This window comes from Nocardia arthritidis (assembly GCF_011801145.1).
GTDB lineage: Bacteria > Actinomycetota > Actinomycetes > Mycobacteriales > Mycobacteriaceae > Nocardia > Nocardia arthritidis_A.
This window is the reverse complement of the sequence record NZ_CP046172.1, coordinates 9065265-9082603: the sequence shown is the minus strand read 5'-3', so window position 1 is coordinate 9082603 and position 17339 is coordinate 9065265. Positions and strand designations below refer to the sequence as shown.

The window sequence follows — 17339 nt, the reverse complement described above, 5'->3', positions numbered from 1 at the left end:
TCGCGCCGGTCAGGGGTGCATCTGATTGCTGAGCCGTTGCAGGTAACCGGCGAACCGGCGCCGATCCGTCTCGCTCCAGTCCGCCGTGAGCTCGTCGAAAACCGTGCGCTGCCACTCGTGCGCGTCGGCGAGCAGCCGCCGCCCGCGCGCGGTGAGCCGCAAAACGGCACTGCGGCGGTCGGATTCGGACGGCGCGCGCTCGACATATCCGGCGGCGACGGCGTCGCGAACCATCCGGCTGGCGCCGGAATGATCGAGCCCGAGTTGGGTTGAGATGTCCATCGTCCTGAACCACACGATCGTGCCCGTTTTTCGCGGAGTTACTGGATGTGCCGGTCGGCGCGGAGACCGGGCCGTTCGTGCCGGTGGCGGTGAACGATCAGCTGACCTTCGATTTCGACGATCGAGGTCCGGTCCGGCCGGGGCACTTCGGCTTCCTCGTCGACGAGGAGACCTTCGACGGGTTGCTGTTCCGGCTGTCGAAGTGGCCCGCCGTCGACTACGGCTCGGGGCCGGAGCACGGCTGGGATCGCACGATCAACCGATTGGCGGGCGGGCGCGGCGTCTATGTCGGCGCGCCGGACGGACACAGCTACGAATTCTTCACCGCAGTGCCGTGATTCGGATAGCTGTGGCGCGGAGCCGGATCGGTGTGTCAGTCGTGGTTGGATCCGATTCGGCGCTTGCGCGGTTTCAGGTGCAGGCCCGGTAGGGGTGGGGCGGGGATGCGCTGGTCCGGCGGGTGGCCCGCGATATCGGCGAAGCGGGCGATATCGCGGTTCTCCCAATCGTTTCGGGCCTCGACGATCTCCTCGTGACTGCGCCCGACGAAGTTCCACCACATCACCAGCTCCTCGCCGAACGGTTCGCCGCCGATCAGCGCGAAATGCGCGCCCGCGCCGCTGGTGAGCCGCAGTTCGTCGCGGCCGGTGCCGAGATAGAGCAGCGGGCCGGAAGTCAATTCGGTACCGGCGGCCTCCAGTTGGCCGTCGATCACGAAAAGTGCGTGCTCATAACCGATTTCGAGTGGAATCCGCACATCCGCGCCGGGCTCGAGCCGCACGTCGGTGCCGACGATCGGGGTGTAGGCGATGGCGGGTGAGGTCAGTCCGGCGAACGTGCCGATGAGCACTATGGCGCGGATGCCGGGCGCGGTGTACACCGGCAGCTCACGATGCTGTTCGAAATGCGGCTCGATCCGGGTTGCGCTGCCCGGCAACGCGATCCACAACTGGAGGCCGTGCCCGGCGGGTGCGTTCGCGTCGGCGTATTCCGAATGCGCGATACCGCGGCCGGAGGTCATCAGGTTCAGTTGGCCGGGTTCGATGTGGACATCCGAACCCACCGAATCCCGGTGCCGGATCCGGCCTTCGAACGGCCAGGTCACCGTCTGCAGGCCGATATGCGGATGCGGATCGATATCCGGCGGCGCCCCGGTCTTGGTCACCGTCGGCGAGCCGAAGTGGTCGAGGAAGCACCAGGCGCCGACGGTCGGCAGATCCCGTTGCGGCAGTACGCGTTCCACGAAGACGCCGCGTACGCCGCCGAGCGGGACCTCGCGCGCCGGATAGAGTTCGGCGACGGGGCCGGGCCCTGCCGTCGGCTCGCACACCGCCACCGCGGGATCGGCCTCGAGATCACTCACCGCTTGATCCCCTTACCGATGACGTGCGCATCGTATTCCGGATGCTTTTCCAGGTATGTCCGGATGAACGGGCAGAGCGGCCGGATGGCCCGCCCACGGGCGATGGCATCCTCGATCGCCTCCTTTGCCAGGATTTTGCCCAGGCCCTTACCGGAGAATGCGTCGTCGATGACGGTGTGCACGAATATCGTTTCGTCGTCGCGCTCGTCGTATTCGGCGAAGCCGGCCAGCTCGCCGCCGTAGCGGATCTCGTATCGGCTCGCCGCGCCATTGTTCGCGACCTTGGTCTCCGCCGCCGGATCGGTCATGCCTGTGCGTTCCTTCCGTGCCTTTACCGGGTGTTTGCTGAGGATCGATACGCGGTTGAATGCGCCGATCGTGGTGGCCACCCAAATGACGGCCGAGATCTGGTCTTCGCTGAGATGCTTCCTGGCGAAAGCGTACTCACGGTCGATATCGGATTCCTTGGGCAATGTCGTGGTTATCTCGGCGAGCGCCAGCGCCGCCTGTTCGACCGGGGTGTAGATATCGGTGCGCCGCCATGCGGGTAGCACCGCGAGTTCCTGTTCGGAATTGCCCGCGGCGATGGCCGCGCGATAGTGCACGTCGAGGCAGTACGCGCAGCCGTTGAGCTGCGAGACCCGCATATTGATCAGCTCGATCACCTTGCGGTCCAACCCCACCGCCGCGCCCGCGGCGCGCACGCTGTTGGCGACCGTGGTGAGCGCGCGGAAGGCTTCGGGCGTCTGCTTGTCGAGCCACACCCGTTCGTGCGGCGCTCCGGGCTTCATGGTTGACAAGTCTACCTTTTCCCGCGAGTCGCACTCCGGCGGCGGCTCCGATCCCGTCCGGAACCGGCTTTTACGGCGGTATATGGAACTCGTAGAGATCATCTCCGAAAGCTCGCGCGGCCCAACGAATCCGGTCGAGAATGGCAAGTTCGAGAAGGAGAAAAGTCATGGCATTCCGCTACCGCCCCGCGCCCGAGCTCGTCACCGCGTGCCGCCGCAGTGCGCAACGGATGTGGGCCAGGCATCATCTGACCCCGCAGGAGCGCGCGAACATGCTGGCGAGTTGGACCCCGCCCGCGGTGATCACCGCCTCCCTCGGCGGGCACGCCAAACGCTGAGCGGCGAACGCTGAAAGGATCGGGCCCCCACACTCCGAGGCAGTGTGGGGGCCCGATTCCGTATCGATTGCTATTCGCGACCGGCGGAGATGAAATTCATATTCCAGGAACGGTTTCCGGCAACTTTGCCCGCGATCGGTTCCAGCGTCGCCAGCTCGGCGTCGGTGAGTTCGATCGTCGCCGCGGCGACGTTTTCCACCACGCGCGCGACCCGCTGCGTTCCCGGGATCGGAATTACCGGCAGCGCATGGACTTTCGCCTGTGCGTGCACCCAAGCCAGTGCGATCTGCGCGGGGGTGCGGCCCCGGTCCGCCGCGATGGCGCGCAGCGGCTCCAGCAACTGATGGTTGTGTGCCGCATTGTCGCCGCTGAGCCGAGGGAACTGCCGCCGGAAGTCATGCTCACCCAATTCGCTTGCGGTGGTGAATGATCCGCTGAGGAACCCGCGGCCGAGCGGGGAATACGGTACGAATGCCACACCGAGTTCGGCGGCCGTCGGCACGACGGCGTTCTCCACATCCCGGGAGAACAGCGACCACTCCGACTGCACCGCCGCGATCGGATGCACCGAATGTGCCGCGCGCAGTTCGGGTCCGGTCACCTCGGATAATCCGATGGCCCGAATCTTGCCCTGCCGCACGAGCTCCGCCAGCGTGCCGACGGTTTCCTCGATGGGCGCCTGCGGATCCCGGCGGTGCATGTAGTACAGATCGATGGTGTCGATGCCGAGGCGGCGCAGGCTGGCCTCGATGGCCGTGCGAATGTAGCCGGGGGAGTTGTCGATTCCGAAATAGCCCGGATCGTCGGCCTTGCGCACGATCCCGAATTTGGTGGCCAGCAACACCTGCTCGCGATTGGCCCGCACGAAATCGCTCAGCAGTTCCTCGTTGCGGCCCATTCCGTAGCCATCGGCCGTATCGAATAGTGTGACACCGAGTTCCAAAGCCTTGTCCAGGGTTTCGCGCGCGACGGCCGGATCGGCGGCCGTGCCGTACGCGTCGCTCATGCCCATGCAGCCGAGTCCCTGCACACCCACATCGATGCCGCTCGCACCGAGTTTCGTGGTCGGCAGTTTTGCGGTCATATCCCGCGTCCTTTCAGCAGTGCTGCGTTATCTCCGCGACCGTCCGGCCACCGCTGGTCTTGCCCTCATAGACCGAGATCTTGTAATCCAGCACGGCCAGGGTCTGTTGCAGTTCGGCGATTTTGGCGAGAACCTCCGAGCGGGTGTTGCGGAACATCGCCAGCCGCTCGGGCGAGGTGTGCTCACCCTCGCGGACCAACTCGGCGTAGTGGACCATGTCGGCCACCGACATACCCGTGGTGCGCAGCCGTCCGATCAGCTCCAGCCAGTTGAGGTCGCGGTCGCTGAAGCGGCGCTTGCCCGCATGGTCGCGCCCGATATAGCCCATCAGGCCGATCCGCTCGTACCAGCGCAAAGTGTCGCGGCTCAGCCCGGATCGCTCGGATACCTCGCCGATCGAATACCGCGGCCGATCCCATTCGGTCTCCGCGCCCCGGGGTGCCACCGCAGTCATCGCCCTCGCCCTCCTCGTCGTACCTCTGACGACGCTAGTCACCTGGAGTGCACTCCAAGCAAGAACTATTCTGCGCGGTGGGAAACCGGCCTACCCTGGGTGCCATGCCTGGTAAGGAAATCAAGCGGGTCAGGGCGCACTCGGCCCTGGAAACCGTCAAGGAAAGTCCGGTGATCACCGCCATCGCGGTGGCCCCGTTCCTGGTCGCGCTCGGCGTCGTGTGGTGGCTGTTCGGCGGGTTCGCCGCCTTCGTGCTGCTCGTGGCGCTCGGCGTCGTCGTGGTGGTCGGCGGCAAACTGCTGCGGTAGCGCGGGCTCAGCGCGGGATGTGGAACCGCACGAGCTCGCCGGTGCCGGGATCGATATCGGCCCACGGCCGGTCGAACTCCAGCACCGCCAGCGCCGAGGTGGGGAATTTGCGGCTCAGCTCGGTGGCCTGCGCGGAATCCCGGTTGCTCGCCAACTCCCAAGCGGTCCACGGCATTCCCGGTGCGTGTCCGATCAGCAGCAGGGTGTGCACGTCGTCGTCGCTGAGCTGGATCAGCTCGATCAGCGTGCGCGGCGAGGCCTCGTAGATCCCGGCCTCGTACACCACCGGCGCGTCGATGCCCGTCGCCGCCAGCGTCTGCCTGGTCCGCGTCGTGGTCGAGCAGCGGACCGCGTCGATCGCGGGCTGTGTGGATCGCAGCCACTGCCCGGCGAGGCCGGCCTCGCGTTCGCCGCGCGGCGCCAGCGGCCGCTCGTGATCGGCGACGCCGTCCGGATACGCCGATTTGCCGTGCCGCATGAGGATCAAGGTCCGCACCATAGGGATACCGTAGAGCGTCCAACGCAGAGGTCTGGACCACACTCGAGGCAAACTGAAAGCGGCGTCACAACCGGCGCGCCCGCAGCCCCAGATGCGGGACCCACGGGTCGCCCAGCCCACGTACCTTTTCGAGGATCTGCACAATATGGCCTACGTAATCACGCAGCGCTGTTGCAACGATGCCAGCTGCGTTCCCGAGTGCCCGGTCGACTGCATCCGGCCGACTCCGGATCAGCCGGAGTTCGCGACCACCGAGATGCTCTATATCGACCCAGACACCTGTATCGACTGCGGGGCCTGCGTCGATGCCTGTCCGGTCGAGGCGATCTACGCCGAGGACGACCTGACCGCGTCGCTGGCCAGGTACCGCGAGGTCAACGCGGAGTACTTCCAGCGGCATCCGCTCGAATCGAATTTCGATCCGATCGTCACGCCCGCGCGCCCGCCGAAGGAACTGGGCACGCTGCGGGTCGCCATCGTCGGCGCGGGCCCGGCGGCCTGTTACGCGGCCGACGAGCTGCTGCGGCGCAGCGATGTGGAGGTCGAGCTGTTCGACCGGCTGCCGACGCCGTGGGGTCTGGTGCGGGCGGGCGTCGCGCCGGATCACGCGGAAACCAAGCTGGTGGCGGGCATGTTCGAATCGGCGTTCCGGCGCGAGACACTGCAGTATTACCTGAATGTCGAAGTGGGCAAGCATATTTCGCATGAAGAGCTGCTCGCGCACCACCACGCGGTGATCTACGCGGTCGGCGCGGCGACCGACCGGCACCTCGGCATACCCGGCGAGGAACTGCCGGGCAGCCACTCGGCCACCGAATTCGTCGCCTGGTACAACGGGCATCCCGATTACGCGGACCGGCAATTCGATCTGTCCGGTGAGCGGGCGGTGATCGTCGGCAACGGCAATGTCGCGCTGGACGTCGCGCGGGTGCTCACCATGGATCCGGCCGAGCTGGCCAGGACCGATATCGCCGACTACGCGCTGGACGCGTTGCGCGCCAGCAATATTCGCGAGGTCGTCGTGCTCGGCAGGCGCGGGCCGCTGCAGGCCGCGTACTCCTCGCCGGAATTCATGGCGCTGGCGCATCTGCGGGGCGTCGACGTGATGATCGATGACGCCGAGCTCGGTCTCGATCCGGAAAGTCAAGGGCTGCTCGACGATCCGGATATCGAGCCGTCACTTCGGCTCAAATACACGCTCGCGAAGGAGTATGCCGCCGCACCGCGTGATCCGGCGCACCGGCGGATCGTCTTCCGCTACCTGGCATCGCCGACGGCGCTGCTCGGCTCGGACAAGGTCGATGCGATCGAATTCGCGCACAACGAATTGGTCTCCGAGAACGGGCAATTGGCCGCCCGGCCGACCGACCGCACCGAGCGGATCGACACATCGCTGGTGCTGCGGTCCATCGGTTACCGCGGTGAACCGGTGGCCGGGCTGCCGTTCGACGAGCGGCGCGGCACCGTGCCCAACGAGCACGGCCGGGTCGTCGGGCCGGAAGGGACGCCGCTGCCCGGCGTTTACGTGACCGGGTGGATCAAGCGCGGCCCGCGCGGGGTCATCGGCTCGAACCGGCTCGATTCGGAGGAAACCGTCGAGCACCTGATCGCCGATTTCACGGCGGGCAAACTTGCTGTGCCGCAAGCGGATCGGGCGGCATTGCGGACCCTGCTGGGGCAGCGGCAGCCCGACCTGGTCGACCGGGACGGCTGGCGGGCCATCGATCTGGCCGAGAAATCCGCGGGCAAATCGGCAGGCAGGCCGCGGGTCAAATTGACCACCCGCGAGGATTTGCTCAAGGCCGCGCGGGGCTGAGCGTTCGCACGGACACCGGCCGGAAAACCAGCGGCCGGTGTCCATGCCGCGAATCAATTGGGCAGCGGCATAATTCGCACGACGGTGGTCGTGGTGTCGCCGACGACGAACCACAACCGCAGCACCGGTCTGCCGCTCACATCCCCCGCCTCGAATCGGCTGCGCACCGTCACATGCTGGCGCGCCCACACCGGCGCGATATACTCGATCACCGCGCGATGCGGGCTCGTCAACAACTTCGGGTATTCGACGAGGAACTGCTCCACCGCCTGCCAGTAGCAGGCGTTGTTGACGTGGTTGTACTGATCGATGTCGGTGGCGCGCACCGGAAATGGCAGATCGGTGTCCGATTCGGGCGGGGTGGCGTCGGTCAGATACGGCCGCCAGCGCAGCCGCTGCTCGGTGGTGGTCTGCGCCAGGTAGGCCATGCCGTCGTCGCTGATCCGCGTCGGCATATTGGTCGAGCCGTTGATATTGATCCAGAAACCCTCGGTCTCGATCAAACCGCCCTTGTCGCTGGTGATCCGCACGCGCATATTCGCCCACCGCGTCGACATGCTCGAACACCAGCGCAGCAGACGCACCTGATCGGGCCAGTGGACCGGCCGCACCACGTCGATCACCGTGCGCCGCACGATCCAATTCGGATCCGTCTTGTAGAGGAACGTTTGATGCAGCTGCTCCCACGCGATGTCCTGCAGGTACCGGGCGATGCCGTCGAAGCGCAACCGATCATAGGGGTCGACGTCACCGGCGCGGATGGGCCACGACGAGGCAAAGCCCATGCCCTCCTCGGGAAGCGGGGCGAGTGGCTGATCGAGTGACACTTGTGCTCCTCGCGCTGCACGTGGTGCCGCGTTCTTCGTGCGGTGCTTTGTGACACGACTTTACGGGGCTGGCGTCAACCCCTCGCGTCGAGTCGTCTCTACCAACCGTTATGCCACTCGGGCGGGCATGATCACACCATGACCAATCCGATCCGCCGGTAAAACTCAGCAGACCCGCGCGGCGACGCCGGTAATATCCCGGCAGGTATCGAGGGAGGGGATACGGTGAAGCCGCTGGGTGAACGCGATCCACGCATCGTGGGGCGGCATCGGCTGCTCGCCGTCATCGGACAGGGCGCGATGGGTCGAGTATTCCTCGGCCGCGCACCGGACGGCAGACTCGTCGCGGTCAAGACGGTACATCGGCACCTGGCCCGGAATCCGGAGTTCCGCAACAGATTCCGGCTCGAGGTGCAGGCATCGCGGCGGGTCACCGGCGCGTACACCGCGGCCGTCATGGACGCCGATCCGGATGCCGAATCACCCTGGCTCGCATCGGTTTTCGTACCGGGCCCGGCACTGCGCGACGCCATCGAATCCGGCGGCCCGATGCTGCTCGGCGGCCTGCGCCTGCTCACCGCCGGGCTGGCGGGCGCACTACTGGAGATCCACCGCGCCGGAATCGTGCACCGCGACCTGAAACCGAGCAACGTCCTGCTCGCCGACGAGGGCCCGCGCGTCATCGACTTCGGCATCGCCCGCGCCATGGAGGCCGATCTCCAGCTCACCGCCACCGGTTCGCTCATCGGCTCCCCCGCCTACATGTCCCCCGAACAGGCCTCCGGCCACGAACTAACCCCCGCCAGCGACGTTTTCGCGGTCGGCGCCATGCTCGTCCTCGCCGCCACCGGCCAAAGCCCCTTCCTCGGGTCCTCGACCCCGCAGACGCTGTACAACGTCGTACACAATCGGGCCGATACCAGCCGGGTCCCACCCGCCCTCCGCCCCGTCATCGACGCATGCCTCGACAAAAACCCGTCCCACCGACCGACCCCGACCCAACTGCTGGAAGCCGTCGACGCGATGACGGCAAGGTCCGGATGGCCCGGTTCGGTGCGGGCCGCCATCGCTCAGGGGCGGGCGGAGGCGCAGCGTTGGGATGAACTCGACGGGCGATTGCCGGATCTCGAGAAGCCCCGTCGCTCGCGGCGATGGATCGCCGTTGCCGCCGCGGTCGTCCTGCTCGCCTGTGCCGGTACCGCGGCCGTGGTCCTCACCCGCGGACAGGCCGACACTCCGACCGACCCGCTCGCGGGCCGCACCCTCCAGCTCTCCGAGGATCAGCTGCGCCTTGTCGATTCCTGCCAACTCCTCGGCACCGATGTCATCGGCAAACTGGGCCAGCCGGTCAAGCCTGGGTTGACCGACTCCGCCACGTGCACAACGGATTTCGTAACCGGCGCGGGCATGCGGACAAAGCTGACCGTCGCCGTGGGAACTCCGATCGCGGCCACCGCCGGACCGACATCCGACCGCATCGCGGGCCGACCGGTTGTCGACACCACAGGCGAAAACCGTTCCTGCGGCAGAGCGGTCGTGCTCGGCGATCAGCCGCCGCACGGCGTCGACCTGAAAATCGACCAGATCGACGGAGATTCGTGTGGGCTGGTCATCTCCGCGCTGAAAGCTGTTGTCACCAGGTTGGTTACCAACTTCCCGAGTGCCAATCCGCCGAAACAGTCGGTAGTGCGCATGGATCCGTGCACGTCGGTCGATCCGGCGATCATCGCCGCGGCATCGGGGTCGAACGTTTCGCCGTCACCGGTCGACGCGCACACCTGCATGTGGACCGGGACCGCGGCCGTCGTCACGGTGCACACCGCCGAGTCGAAACGTGTCGACTCCGACCCCGGATACCTGCCGGTCATTGTCAACGGCGGCAAACAGGGCGATTTCCAGTCGCGGCGCCGCATCGATGCCGACGGAACATGTGCGACCTACTATTTGGTACGCCCGACCATCGAGGATCGAGGGGAGATGATCACGGTGACCGTACTGCCGAAGACGGCCGAGGCCGGGCAAACCGCCTGCGCGTCGACCGAAGCGGTGCTGACCGGGGTCGTCGCCCGGCTCCGGGAGCTTTGATGCCGACACCGCTGGAACCAGACGACCCGCCCCGGATCGGACGCTACCGGCTGCTCGGGGTGCTCGGCTCCGGTGGTATGGGGCGGGTACTGCTCGGTGTCGGTCCGGACGGTCGTCTCGTCGCGATCAAACAGATCCATCCGCACCTGGTGGCCGAAGAGGATTTTCTTCCTCGGTTCCGGCGGGAGGTGCAGACCTCGGCAAAAGTTTCCGGCGCGTACACCGCAGCGGTGATCGATTTCGATATCAATGCCGAAATTCCTTGGTTGGCTTCAGTTTTCGTACCAGGTGTGCCGTTGGACAAGGCGGTCGCGGATTATGGTCCGCTGACCGTTGAGCAGATCCGCACGCTGGCGGTCGGTTTGAGCTCGGCTCTGGCGGCCATCCACGGCGTCGGGTTGATCCATCGAGATCTCAAGCCGGGCAATGTCATCCTCGCCGAGGACGGCCCCCGGGTGATCGACTTCGGTATCGCCCGAGCCGCCGAAGAGCGCTCCGAGCTGACCCACACCGGGTCGGTCATCGGCTCGCCCTCGTTCATGTCACCGGAACAAGCGCAATCGCAGCCGTTGACGATGGCCAGCGATATCTTCTCGCTCGGTACGGTGCTGGTGCTGGCCGCGAGCGGAAAGAGCCCGTTCGCGGCGAATTCGATGCCGCACACGCTGTACAACATTGTGCACACCGAACCCGACCTGAGTGAGCTGCCGCCGGACGTGCGCCAATTGGTCGAACCCTGTCTGGCGAAGAAGCCGGAGGCCCGTCCGACACCGGCCCAGATCCTGGACTACCTCGGGCCGCTGCCGCCACACACCCGCCCATGGTCGGACGCCGTTCACGAGGCCATACGCGCGCAGGCCGCCGAGCTGTCGGCGCTGCAGTCCGATCCGGAGACCACCCAGGTCATCGATGGCGAATCGGCCGCTGTAGCACCATCTCCCGTTGATTTCGAGCAGCGGCTCCAGGAACTCGTCGAGCAGTCGCGGACGGAATCCGAACGGGGGCGTCGAGTGCGCCTGCTGGTGGGAGCTCTGATCGGAGTGCTCGTCTTGATCGGCGGCATTATCGTCGGAGTCGTCGGGTTCGGTGGGTCGGATGAACCCACATCGAGCGCGAGCAATCCGCTCGACAGATTGAATATGACAAAGCTCAGGTCCATCGATGTGTGTTCACTGATCAATGAACCCCTGGTGCCGTCGCTGGGCGGGTGGACGGCGAAGCCCGAATCCGCCCAGTGGGGCAATTGCGCCGCGACGGCGGGTGGTCATCAGTTCGTGATCGACATCAAACGTATCGAGGGCTATCGGGATAACGGCCGTCGGTTCGATGACGTGCCGATACTCGACGATGTGACCGCCGGGTCGGATGGCTGTGGCCGCGCTCTGCTGCCCGCGAAAACCGATCCGCAGTTCGGTATTACGGTCCGGGTGAAGGGTGGGCAGTCCGACAAGCTGTGTGGCATCGCCGACGGTGCGTCCGATGAGCTGACGCGGCGAATATCCGAGCGAACACCGATGATGCCGAATATTCGGAACTCGATCGCTCGACTCGACCCGTGTGCCTCCGTCGACAATATCGTGGTGAAACTCAATATCGGCGATCAGGTACGCGGCACTCCCGATCTGCTGCATTCCTGCAAGTGGGTCGCGACGGGTACCGTCACCGTCGTCTTCGAGCGTGCGAAAATCCTGGTGCCACCCGATAAGCCGATTCAGATAGATCTCGGCGGGGGCAATGTCATAAATATGGATGACTCGGAGTTCAAGTCGACAACCTGTATTCGGCAGGGGCAGTATCGAGCTATCGACAATGTGGACGCCGAGATCGTCACGGTGAACATCGACAATGCTTCGCTGTCGCAGCATCCGGAGTTTCGGTGTTTGGCCGCGCAGACCATCCTGGCCAACATCATGGTCAACCTTCCGCAGGTGGGCGGATGAACTGGAAACGGCGAATCCCGCCGATCCTGGCTGTCGTCATGACCGGCATCGTGGTGGCGGGATGCGGTGCGACACTGTCAGGCACCGGCGTTCCGGCCGAGATCGACGTACGAACGTTGGATACCGGTCGATTTCCCACCGCGCCACCGAAGTTCGCGTCACGTCTGGACAGTGTCGGCTATGCCCGTCTGGAGGCGGCGCGGTTGGCAGGGGCTGTGCTGAGTCCACATGAGGTGGATGCCGCTGTTTATTCGATCGGCGCCTCGGCGGAGATACACACCGACGCGCAGACGGTGACCGATTTCTTGGCCGACCAGACTGTTCCGACATTGCAGAAGTACGGCTTCCTCATCGGGTTCTCCACCGGTTCGGCCGATGAACGTGTGCCGTTGAAGAAAGCCCTGTACGGCACGAGGAAACGTGAAGGTCTCACGGTCACGGTCCTGCGCTTTCCGGATGCGGCGGCGGCGAACTCGGCGGCGGCGGAACTGGACGCGGTCGATTCTTCGCTCAATCCGGAGAACGTGGCTGTCAAGCTGCCCAAATATCCTGATGCGCATGCCCATTGGCGTCCGACGGTGCCGACGCTGGGCAGCACCACGCCGCACGGTCCCTATGTGATCAGTATTCTCGCGGATTCTCGCAACACCGATGTGAATCACCTCGTCGACGTCACCCAGAAGTACCTCGACGCGGAAATTCCGGAACTCGACGGATACGTGGCGACTCCGCCTGGAAAATTCGACACCCTACGGCAGGATCCGGACGGCGTCCTCGCGCGATTGCTGCAGGACAACGGGGTCGTGCCGGCGCCCGACGGTCAGGGAGAGGTCGTCTACACGCTCCGGGGCTATCTGAATTATGTGCAGGACCAATCGAGTCGGTTCCCGGTCATGTCGCGCGCCGGGGTGGATCGGGTGGCAATGTCGCCCACTGCCTTCGTCTTTCGCGCCCGGGACGACGCGGCCGCAGCGCAATTCGTGAAGGAGTCGGCGGAGCTCGGGGATGCGGTTGATCGCAGGGCGGTCGATCCTCCGGACGGTATCCCCAATGCGGCGTGTGTCCAGGACTATGCGGCTGCCAAGGAAGCCCAGTTCCGATGCTTTGTCGCTTATCGACGCTATGCGGCATTGGAACTCGGCGGTCGGCTGTGGGAGACCCAGCAGCGCGCCGCCGCGCAATACGCTTTGCTTGCGAACAGTCAGGGGTAGCGATGTCGAGGGCTCAGTAGCCGACGTACGAGCCGCCCGTGTCGACCGCTTTCACACCAGGAACGTTCTTCAGCGAACCGTAGGTCGCGATGGCATACCGAGTTCCGGCGATGATGTTGTCGACCGGATTATAGATATCGTCGTGACCAGGCGCTTTATAGGCGTTGAAGGTGCTATCGATGGTCTGCATAAGTCCTTTGGAGGGATGCCCCGCAACCCAGTTACTGTCCCATTCGTTGACGATATGGGGATTGCCGCCGGACTCTTTCTCGATAATGAGTGCCAGCGCTCGCTCATCGATATCGTCCGGGCTGTAGCCCATCTTGATCAATTCTTCTTTGGCCTGTTTGATCCAATCCGCCACGTCCCCGGACGGCATCGGGCCGATGGGGGTTTGGGTCATCGGTGTGCCCATGTGCGGGACGGATGGGGTCCAGTGTGATTGGGATCCGTTGTTGCTGCTCGGCGAGCCCGAATTCGAGCGCACGTAGGTGGTGGGGGAATCCGTCGATTGCGGAACCGTTGTTGCGGGCTGGGTTTGGGTTTTCGGTGCGGTGGGTGCTTCGGCCTTCGGGTCACCCAAATCGTTGAATGCCGTGTCCAGACCCGTGGTCGCTTGGCTTACATCGGTCTTTGCTTGTCCGGCAAGGGTTTCCGCGTCGCGGAGGGCGTTGGTGATCTGGAATTCCCACTGGGCGGCGGCGAGCTCTTCCTCCAGCACGACGCGATCGCTCGCGTTGCCGAGTTGGGCGATGCGCTTGGCGGCCGAGACGGTGCCGTCGGCGTTGACCTCCAGGCCGGGGTGCTTCGAATCGCTTTGGGCCTGGTCGCGTAGTTGGATGACCTTGTCCTTGGCGTTCTTCAGATTCTCGGCGTGGTCGTTGAACGCCTTCTGCAAGGCCTGTAGCGCTTGGCTGACCTTCGACGCTCGCGCTTGCTCGGCGGTCATGCGGGTGTTTGCCGCGGCGCCCGCGGCGCCGTTCCACTTCAGCTCGCCGGCGTTCTTGATGCCGTCGTTTTCGGCGGAGTCGAGTTTGGCGGACATATCGCCGGCGTGCTTGCCCGCGGCGGTGAGGTCTTCGGGCTTCCACTTCTCGACATCGGGGATGGTGAGTGCCATTACTGCAGTCCGATCGTCTTCAGTTTGGCGGTGAAGTCGTCCTGGGTGAGTTCGTAGGCGCCCGCGGCGGTGTGCAGGCTCTCGGCGAGGGTGGTGAACCGATCGCCGATCCGGCCGACGCATTTCTCGACGGCGTCCTTGGCCTGCTGGGCCGCGCCACCGAAATCGGTGCCGGGCAACGCGTTCACTGCGTTGCCGAATTCGGCGCCCGCGTTGAGATCGGTGATCGTCTTGGCCTCCGCGCGCAACATATCGGCGAATTTGCGCAACGCGTCCGGCTCGACCTGCACACCCGTTACCGGCTGCTGTGCCTGCTCTACCACGGAAATCCCCCTTCCCGCCCACCATAAGTCCGGGTCAGCATAGCCAAAATCGGTTCGTCTGGACAGGGCGCGGGGGTCGGTTGTCAGGCGTACTGCCGCATTCACGGCTGAGGACGGCCTTCGCCGACAGTGCGTATTAGGTTGGGCACAGTGCAATCGGCGATAACGGAGTTGCCGATGTGGACGAAAGAGGTCGGCGGATGCGCGCAGCCCAGGTGAGCAAGCTGGACGGACCGGAGTCGGTCGAGGTGGTGGAGATTCCGGAGCCCGCGGCCTATCCGGGTGGCGTGGTGATCGATGTGCATGCGGCCGGTGTCGCGTTTCCGGATGTGCTGATGACGCGCGGGCTGTATCAGATGAAGCCGCAGCTGCCGTTCGTGGTCGGCGGTGAGATTGCCGGGATCGTGCGCGAAGCGCCCGCCGACGCGCATGTCCGCGCCGGCGATCGAGTGCTGGCGTTGACGCTGCTCGGCAATGCGATGGCGGAGGTGGCGGTGGTGCCCGCCCAGATGGTTTTCCGGCTGCCGGACAATGTTTCGCTGGAGGCGGGCGCCGGTGTGCTGTTCAACGATCTGACCGTGCATTTCTGCCTGCGTAACCGGGGCAGGCTCGCCGATGGGGAGACGGTGCTGGTGCACGGCGCCGCGGGTGGGATCGGCACGTCGACGTTGCGGATGGCGGGTGCGCTCGGCGCGGGCCGGGTGATCGCGGTGGTGAGCACCGAGGAGAAGGCGGCGGTCGCGCGGGCCAACGGCGCGACGGATGTGGTGCTGGCCGACGGCTGGCTCGCGGCCGTGCAGGAGCTGACCGGTGGGCGCGGCGTCGATATCGTGCTGGATCCGGTGGGCGGTGACCGGTTCACCGACAGCATCCGGTCGCTGGCCTCGGCGGGCCGCCTGCTGGTGGTCGGATTCACCGCGGGCGAGATTCCGACGGTGAAGGTGAACCGGCTGCTGTTGAAGAACGTCGAGGTTGTCGGCGCGGCATGGGGCGAGTGGGTGATGACCCATCCCGGCTATCTCGCCGAGCAGTGGGCCGAGGTCGAGCCGCTGCTGGCGTCCGGCAAGATCGCACCGCCGCAGCCGGTGCTGTATCCGCTGGAGCAGGCCGCCGCGGCGGTCGCCTCGCTGGAAAACCGCACGGCCACCGGCAAAGTCGTGGTCACGCTGCGCTGATCGACCGAAATATGGCGCTGTCCAATCGAATCCTGAACCGCACCTTGCTGGCCCGCCAGCATCTGCTGCGACGGTCCGCGCTGACCGTGCCCGAGATGTGTGATCATCTGGTCGGTCTGCAGGCCCAGGATGTGCCGCCGCCGTTCGTCGCGCTGTGGAGCCGGATAGCCGATTTCGATCCGGCGACGGTCTCGACTGGCCTCGAGGATCGATCGTTGGTGCGAATCACCTTGATGCGCGGCACGATTCATCTGGTCACCCCGCCGGATGCGCTGCGGATCGCACCGCATCTGCAACCGGAGCTGGAAAAGATCCCGTTCCGCAAGGGTTTCAACTCCGGCGCGATGGTTGGGCTGGATCCCGACGAGGTCCGCGCACACGGTGAGGCGGTGCTGGGTGACGCGCCGATGTCGGCCGCCGATCTGCGCACCCACGCCGCGGCCCGCTATCCGGATCGCGATGCGGGGGCGGTGGTGCAGACGTGGCTGTATCAACTGCCGGTGTTGCAGACGCCGCCGCGCGGACGCTGGAAGGACAACAGCAGGCCGGTGTGGTCGCGCGTCGAACCGTGGCTGGGCGCACCCCTCGACCCGTCGTATCCGTTGCGGGAGTTGATCGTTCGGTATCTGCGCGCATTCGGCCCGGCCAGCACGATGGATATGCAGACGTGGTCGAAGCTGCCCGGGATGAAGGGTGCGGTCACCGAACTCGGCGACCGCCTGCGCACCTACACCGATGAGCGTGGCCGCACCCTCTACGACGTCGCCGACGGCGAGCTGGCCGATCCCGAACTACCCGCCCCGGCCCGCCTGCTCGGCTGGTACGACAATGCGGTCCTTTCGCATCAGGACCGATCCAGGATCGTGCCCGACGGCGGGCCGCCGACGCTGCGCGCCTTCGCCAATATGGTCTCCCCGATTCTGGTCGATGGTTACCTGGGCGGTTTCTACAAGATCTTCCCGCAGAACGGGATCGCCAGGCTGCGAGTCGTCCCATCCCGCAAATGGACCCGGGGCGAGAGCGCCGAGGTCGAAGCGGAAGCCCATGCGCTGCTTGCCTTCCTGGAATCGGATCGGAAGCCCAGTGTCGAAATCCTGGAGGTGAACGCGGATCTGCGGCCGTAATACTCAGCCCTCGCGGACCTCGCGGTATGCGGGGGCTTTGCTGGTGCCCGCGGGTGTCAGCGTGCGCAGTAGCGGCAGCGTCCGTCGTGATACCACCGTCGACAGCACGATCACGCTGTGCGAGCGCACCACCGAAGTGGTCCGATCGATGCTCAGCAGCACGGATTGCAGACCGGCGTGTGAGTCGGCGCCGATGCGGCACAACACATCTCCGGATCCGGTGGTCGCATATGCTTCCAGCACACCGGGAATCGCTTCCAGCTCCGCGGCGACCGCGTCCAGCGCGCCCTGTGCGATCTCCAGCGTCACGAAGGCCTGTACATCGAAACCTGCTGCGGTGACGTCGATTTGCGGATCGTAGGAGGCGATCACCCCCGATTCCTCCATTCGGCCGATGCGGGACTGTACGGTTGCTCTGGCGACCCGGGTTCGGCGCGACAGCTCGAGAATCCCCGCCTTCTGGTACTCGTGCATTGCGGTGAGGATTGCGAGATCGAGTTCGTCGAGTTTCGCCGGGGTGCGCGACATCGGGGCCCTCCTGGTGTGGTACAGCTCATATCTATTCAAATTGTCCAGCATTCGGGGCCTTCAGCTAGTCC

The 17339-nt window shown here is 65.5% G+C and carries 19 protein-coding genes and 1 pseudogene; 9 read left to right on the top strand and 11 right to left on the bottom strand.

The genetic code is table 11. The features are described from left to right. Nucleotides 1-9 precede the first annotated feature (9 nt). Nucleotides 10-282, bottom strand: a complete 273-nt coding sequence (locus F5544_RS41150) for a MarR family winged helix-turn-helix transcriptional regulator (protein WP_238846929.1) — start codon at nt 280-282, stop codon at nt 10-12. Nucleotides 283-329: 47 nt separating this feature from the next. Here F5544_RS41150 and F5544_RS41145 point away from each other — a divergent pair, with 47 nt between their 5' ends. Next, nucleotides 330-620, top strand: a complete 291-nt coding sequence (locus tag F5544_RS41145) for a VOC family protein (protein WP_238846928.1) — start codon at nt 330-332, stop codon at nt 618-620. A gap of 35 nt (nt 621-655) precedes the next feature. Here F5544_RS41145 and F5544_RS41140 read toward each other — a convergent pair whose 3' ends face one another. The 3 genes and pseudogenes from F5544_RS41140 to F5544_RS47695 all read right to left on the bottom strand — a co-directional run. Continuing rightward, a complete protein-coding gene (locus tag F5544_RS41140) occupies nt 656-1645 on the bottom strand; it encodes a pirin family protein (protein WP_167478145.1) in 990 nt (329 codons plus the stop codon). Beyond that, nucleotides 1642-1953, bottom strand: coding sequence for a GNAT family N-acetyltransferase (locus F5544_RS47700; RefSeq protein WP_428847204.1), 312 nt, complete (start codon nt 1951-1953; stop codon nt 1642-1644). The genes F5544_RS41140 and F5544_RS47700 overlap by 4 nt, the downstream gene beginning before the upstream one ends. A 12-nt stretch (nt 1954-1965) precedes the next feature. Beyond that, a pseudogene (locus F5544_RS47695) lies at nt 1966-2436 on the bottom strand (carboxymuconolactone decarboxylase family protein); the annotation flags it as partial. 167 nt (nt 2437-2603) lie between these two features. Here F5544_RS47695 and F5544_RS41130 point away from each other — a divergent pair. Further along, on the top strand, nt 2604-2774 hold the full coding sequence (locus tag F5544_RS41130) for a hypothetical protein (RefSeq protein WP_174867497.1): 171 nt from the start codon (nt 2604-2606) through the stop codon (nt 2772-2774). A 70-nt stretch (nt 2775-2844) separates the two neighbouring features. On the opposite strand, the gene F5544_RS41125 is transcribed toward F5544_RS41130, so the two are convergent. Both F5544_RS41125 and F5544_RS41120 read right to left on the bottom strand, forming a co-directional pair. Beyond that, nucleotides 2845-3858, bottom strand: a complete 1014-nt coding sequence (locus F5544_RS41125) for an aldo/keto reductase (RefSeq protein WP_167478142.1) — start codon at nt 3856-3858, stop codon at nt 2845-2847. Between the two features lie 13 nt (nt 3859-3871). Beyond that, the gene (locus tag F5544_RS41120; RefSeq protein WP_167478141.1) at nt 3872-4312 is read right to left on the bottom strand and encodes a MerR family transcriptional regulator; all 441 of its coding nucleotides are present in this window, start codon (nt 4310-4312) and stop codon (nt 3872-3874) included. 104 nt (nt 4313-4416) lie between these two features. On the opposite strand from F5544_RS41120, the gene F5544_RS41115 reads away from it, so the two are divergent. After that, nucleotides 4417-4620 carry a hypothetical protein gene (locus tag F5544_RS41115; RefSeq protein WP_167478140.1) on the top strand — a complete coding sequence of 68 codons (204 nt, stop codon included), beginning with the start codon at nt 4417-4419 and terminating at the stop codon, nt 4618-4620. Between the two features lie 7 nt (nt 4621-4627). Here F5544_RS41115 and F5544_RS41110 read toward each other — a convergent pair whose 3' ends face one another. Next, nucleotides 4628-5119, bottom strand: a complete 492-nt coding sequence (locus tag F5544_RS41110; protein ID WP_167478139.1) for a SixA phosphatase family protein — start codon at nt 5117-5119, stop codon at nt 4628-4630. Nucleotides 5120-5264: 145 nt separating this feature from the next. Between F5544_RS41110 and F5544_RS41105 the strand changes: the two genes are divergently transcribed. Beyond that, a complete protein-coding gene (locus tag F5544_RS41105) occupies nt 5265-6935 on the top strand; it encodes an FAD-dependent oxidoreductase (RefSeq protein WP_167479844.1) in 1671 nt (556 codons plus the stop codon). Nucleotides 6936-6988: 53 nt separating this feature from the next. On the opposite strand, the gene F5544_RS41100 is transcribed toward F5544_RS41105, so the two are convergent. Beyond that, nucleotides 6989-7762 (bottom strand): acyl-[acyl-carrier-protein] thioesterase, encoded by a 774-nt coding sequence (locus tag F5544_RS41100; RefSeq protein WP_194252455.1) that lies wholly within the window; start codon nt 7760-7762, stop codon nt 6989-6991. A 225-nt stretch (nt 7763-7987) separates the two neighbouring features. Here F5544_RS41100 and F5544_RS41095 point away from each other — a divergent pair, with 225 nt between their 5' ends. From F5544_RS41095 to F5544_RS41085, 3 genes are read left to right on the top strand one after another with little or no spacing between them, the layout of a single operon-like run. Further along, nucleotides 7988-9847 (top strand): serine/threonine-protein kinase, encoded by a 1860-nt coding sequence (locus F5544_RS41095; RefSeq protein WP_167478138.1) that lies wholly within the window; start codon nt 7988-7990, stop codon nt 9845-9847. Further along, entirely contained in the window at nt 9847-11787 is a 1941-nt protein-coding gene (locus F5544_RS41090; protein ID WP_167478137.1) for a serine/threonine-protein kinase, read from the top strand. Before F5544_RS41095 ends, F5544_RS41090 begins: the two co-directional genes overlap by 1 nt. Next, complete coding sequence (locus tag F5544_RS41085) at nt 11784-12998, top strand: DUF7373 family lipoprotein (protein ID WP_167478136.1); 1215 nt, start codon at nt 11784-11786, stop codon at nt 12996-12998. Before F5544_RS41090 ends, F5544_RS41085 begins: the two co-directional genes overlap by 4 nt. A 13-nt stretch (nt 12999-13011) precedes the next feature. Here F5544_RS41085 and F5544_RS41080 read toward each other — a convergent pair whose 3' ends face one another. Then, the gene (locus F5544_RS41080) at nt 13012-14118 is read right to left on the bottom strand and encodes a transglycosylase SLT domain-containing protein (protein WP_167478135.1); all 1107 of its coding nucleotides are present in this window, start codon (nt 14116-14118) and stop codon (nt 13012-13014) included. Next, nucleotides 14118-14441 (bottom strand): type VII secretion target, encoded by a 324-nt coding sequence (locus tag F5544_RS41075; protein WP_167478134.1) that lies wholly within the window; start codon nt 14439-14441, stop codon nt 14118-14120. The genes F5544_RS41080 and F5544_RS41075 overlap by 1 nt, the downstream gene beginning before the upstream one ends. Nucleotides 14442-14641: 200 nt before the next feature. Here F5544_RS41075 and F5544_RS41070 point away from each other — a divergent pair, with 200 nt between their 5' ends. Both F5544_RS41070 and F5544_RS41065 read left to right on the top strand, forming a co-directional pair. After that, nucleotides 14642-15616, top strand: a complete 975-nt coding sequence (locus tag F5544_RS41070; RefSeq protein ID WP_167478133.1) for an NADPH:quinone oxidoreductase family protein — start codon at nt 14642-14644, stop codon at nt 15614-15616. A gap of 11 nt (nt 15617-15627) precedes the next feature. Then, nucleotides 15628-16740, top strand: coding sequence for a winged helix DNA-binding domain-containing protein (locus F5544_RS41065; protein WP_167478132.1), 1113 nt, complete (start codon nt 15628-15630; stop codon nt 16738-16740). A 3-nt stretch (nt 16741-16743) separates the two neighbouring features. On the opposite strand, the gene F5544_RS41060 is transcribed toward F5544_RS41065, so the two are convergent. After that, the gene (locus F5544_RS41060) at nt 16744-17268 is read right to left on the bottom strand and encodes an Lrp/AsnC family transcriptional regulator (RefSeq protein WP_167478131.1); all 525 of its coding nucleotides are present in this window, start codon (nt 17266-17268) and stop codon (nt 16744-16746) included. Nucleotides 17269-17339: the final 71 nt, after the last annotated feature.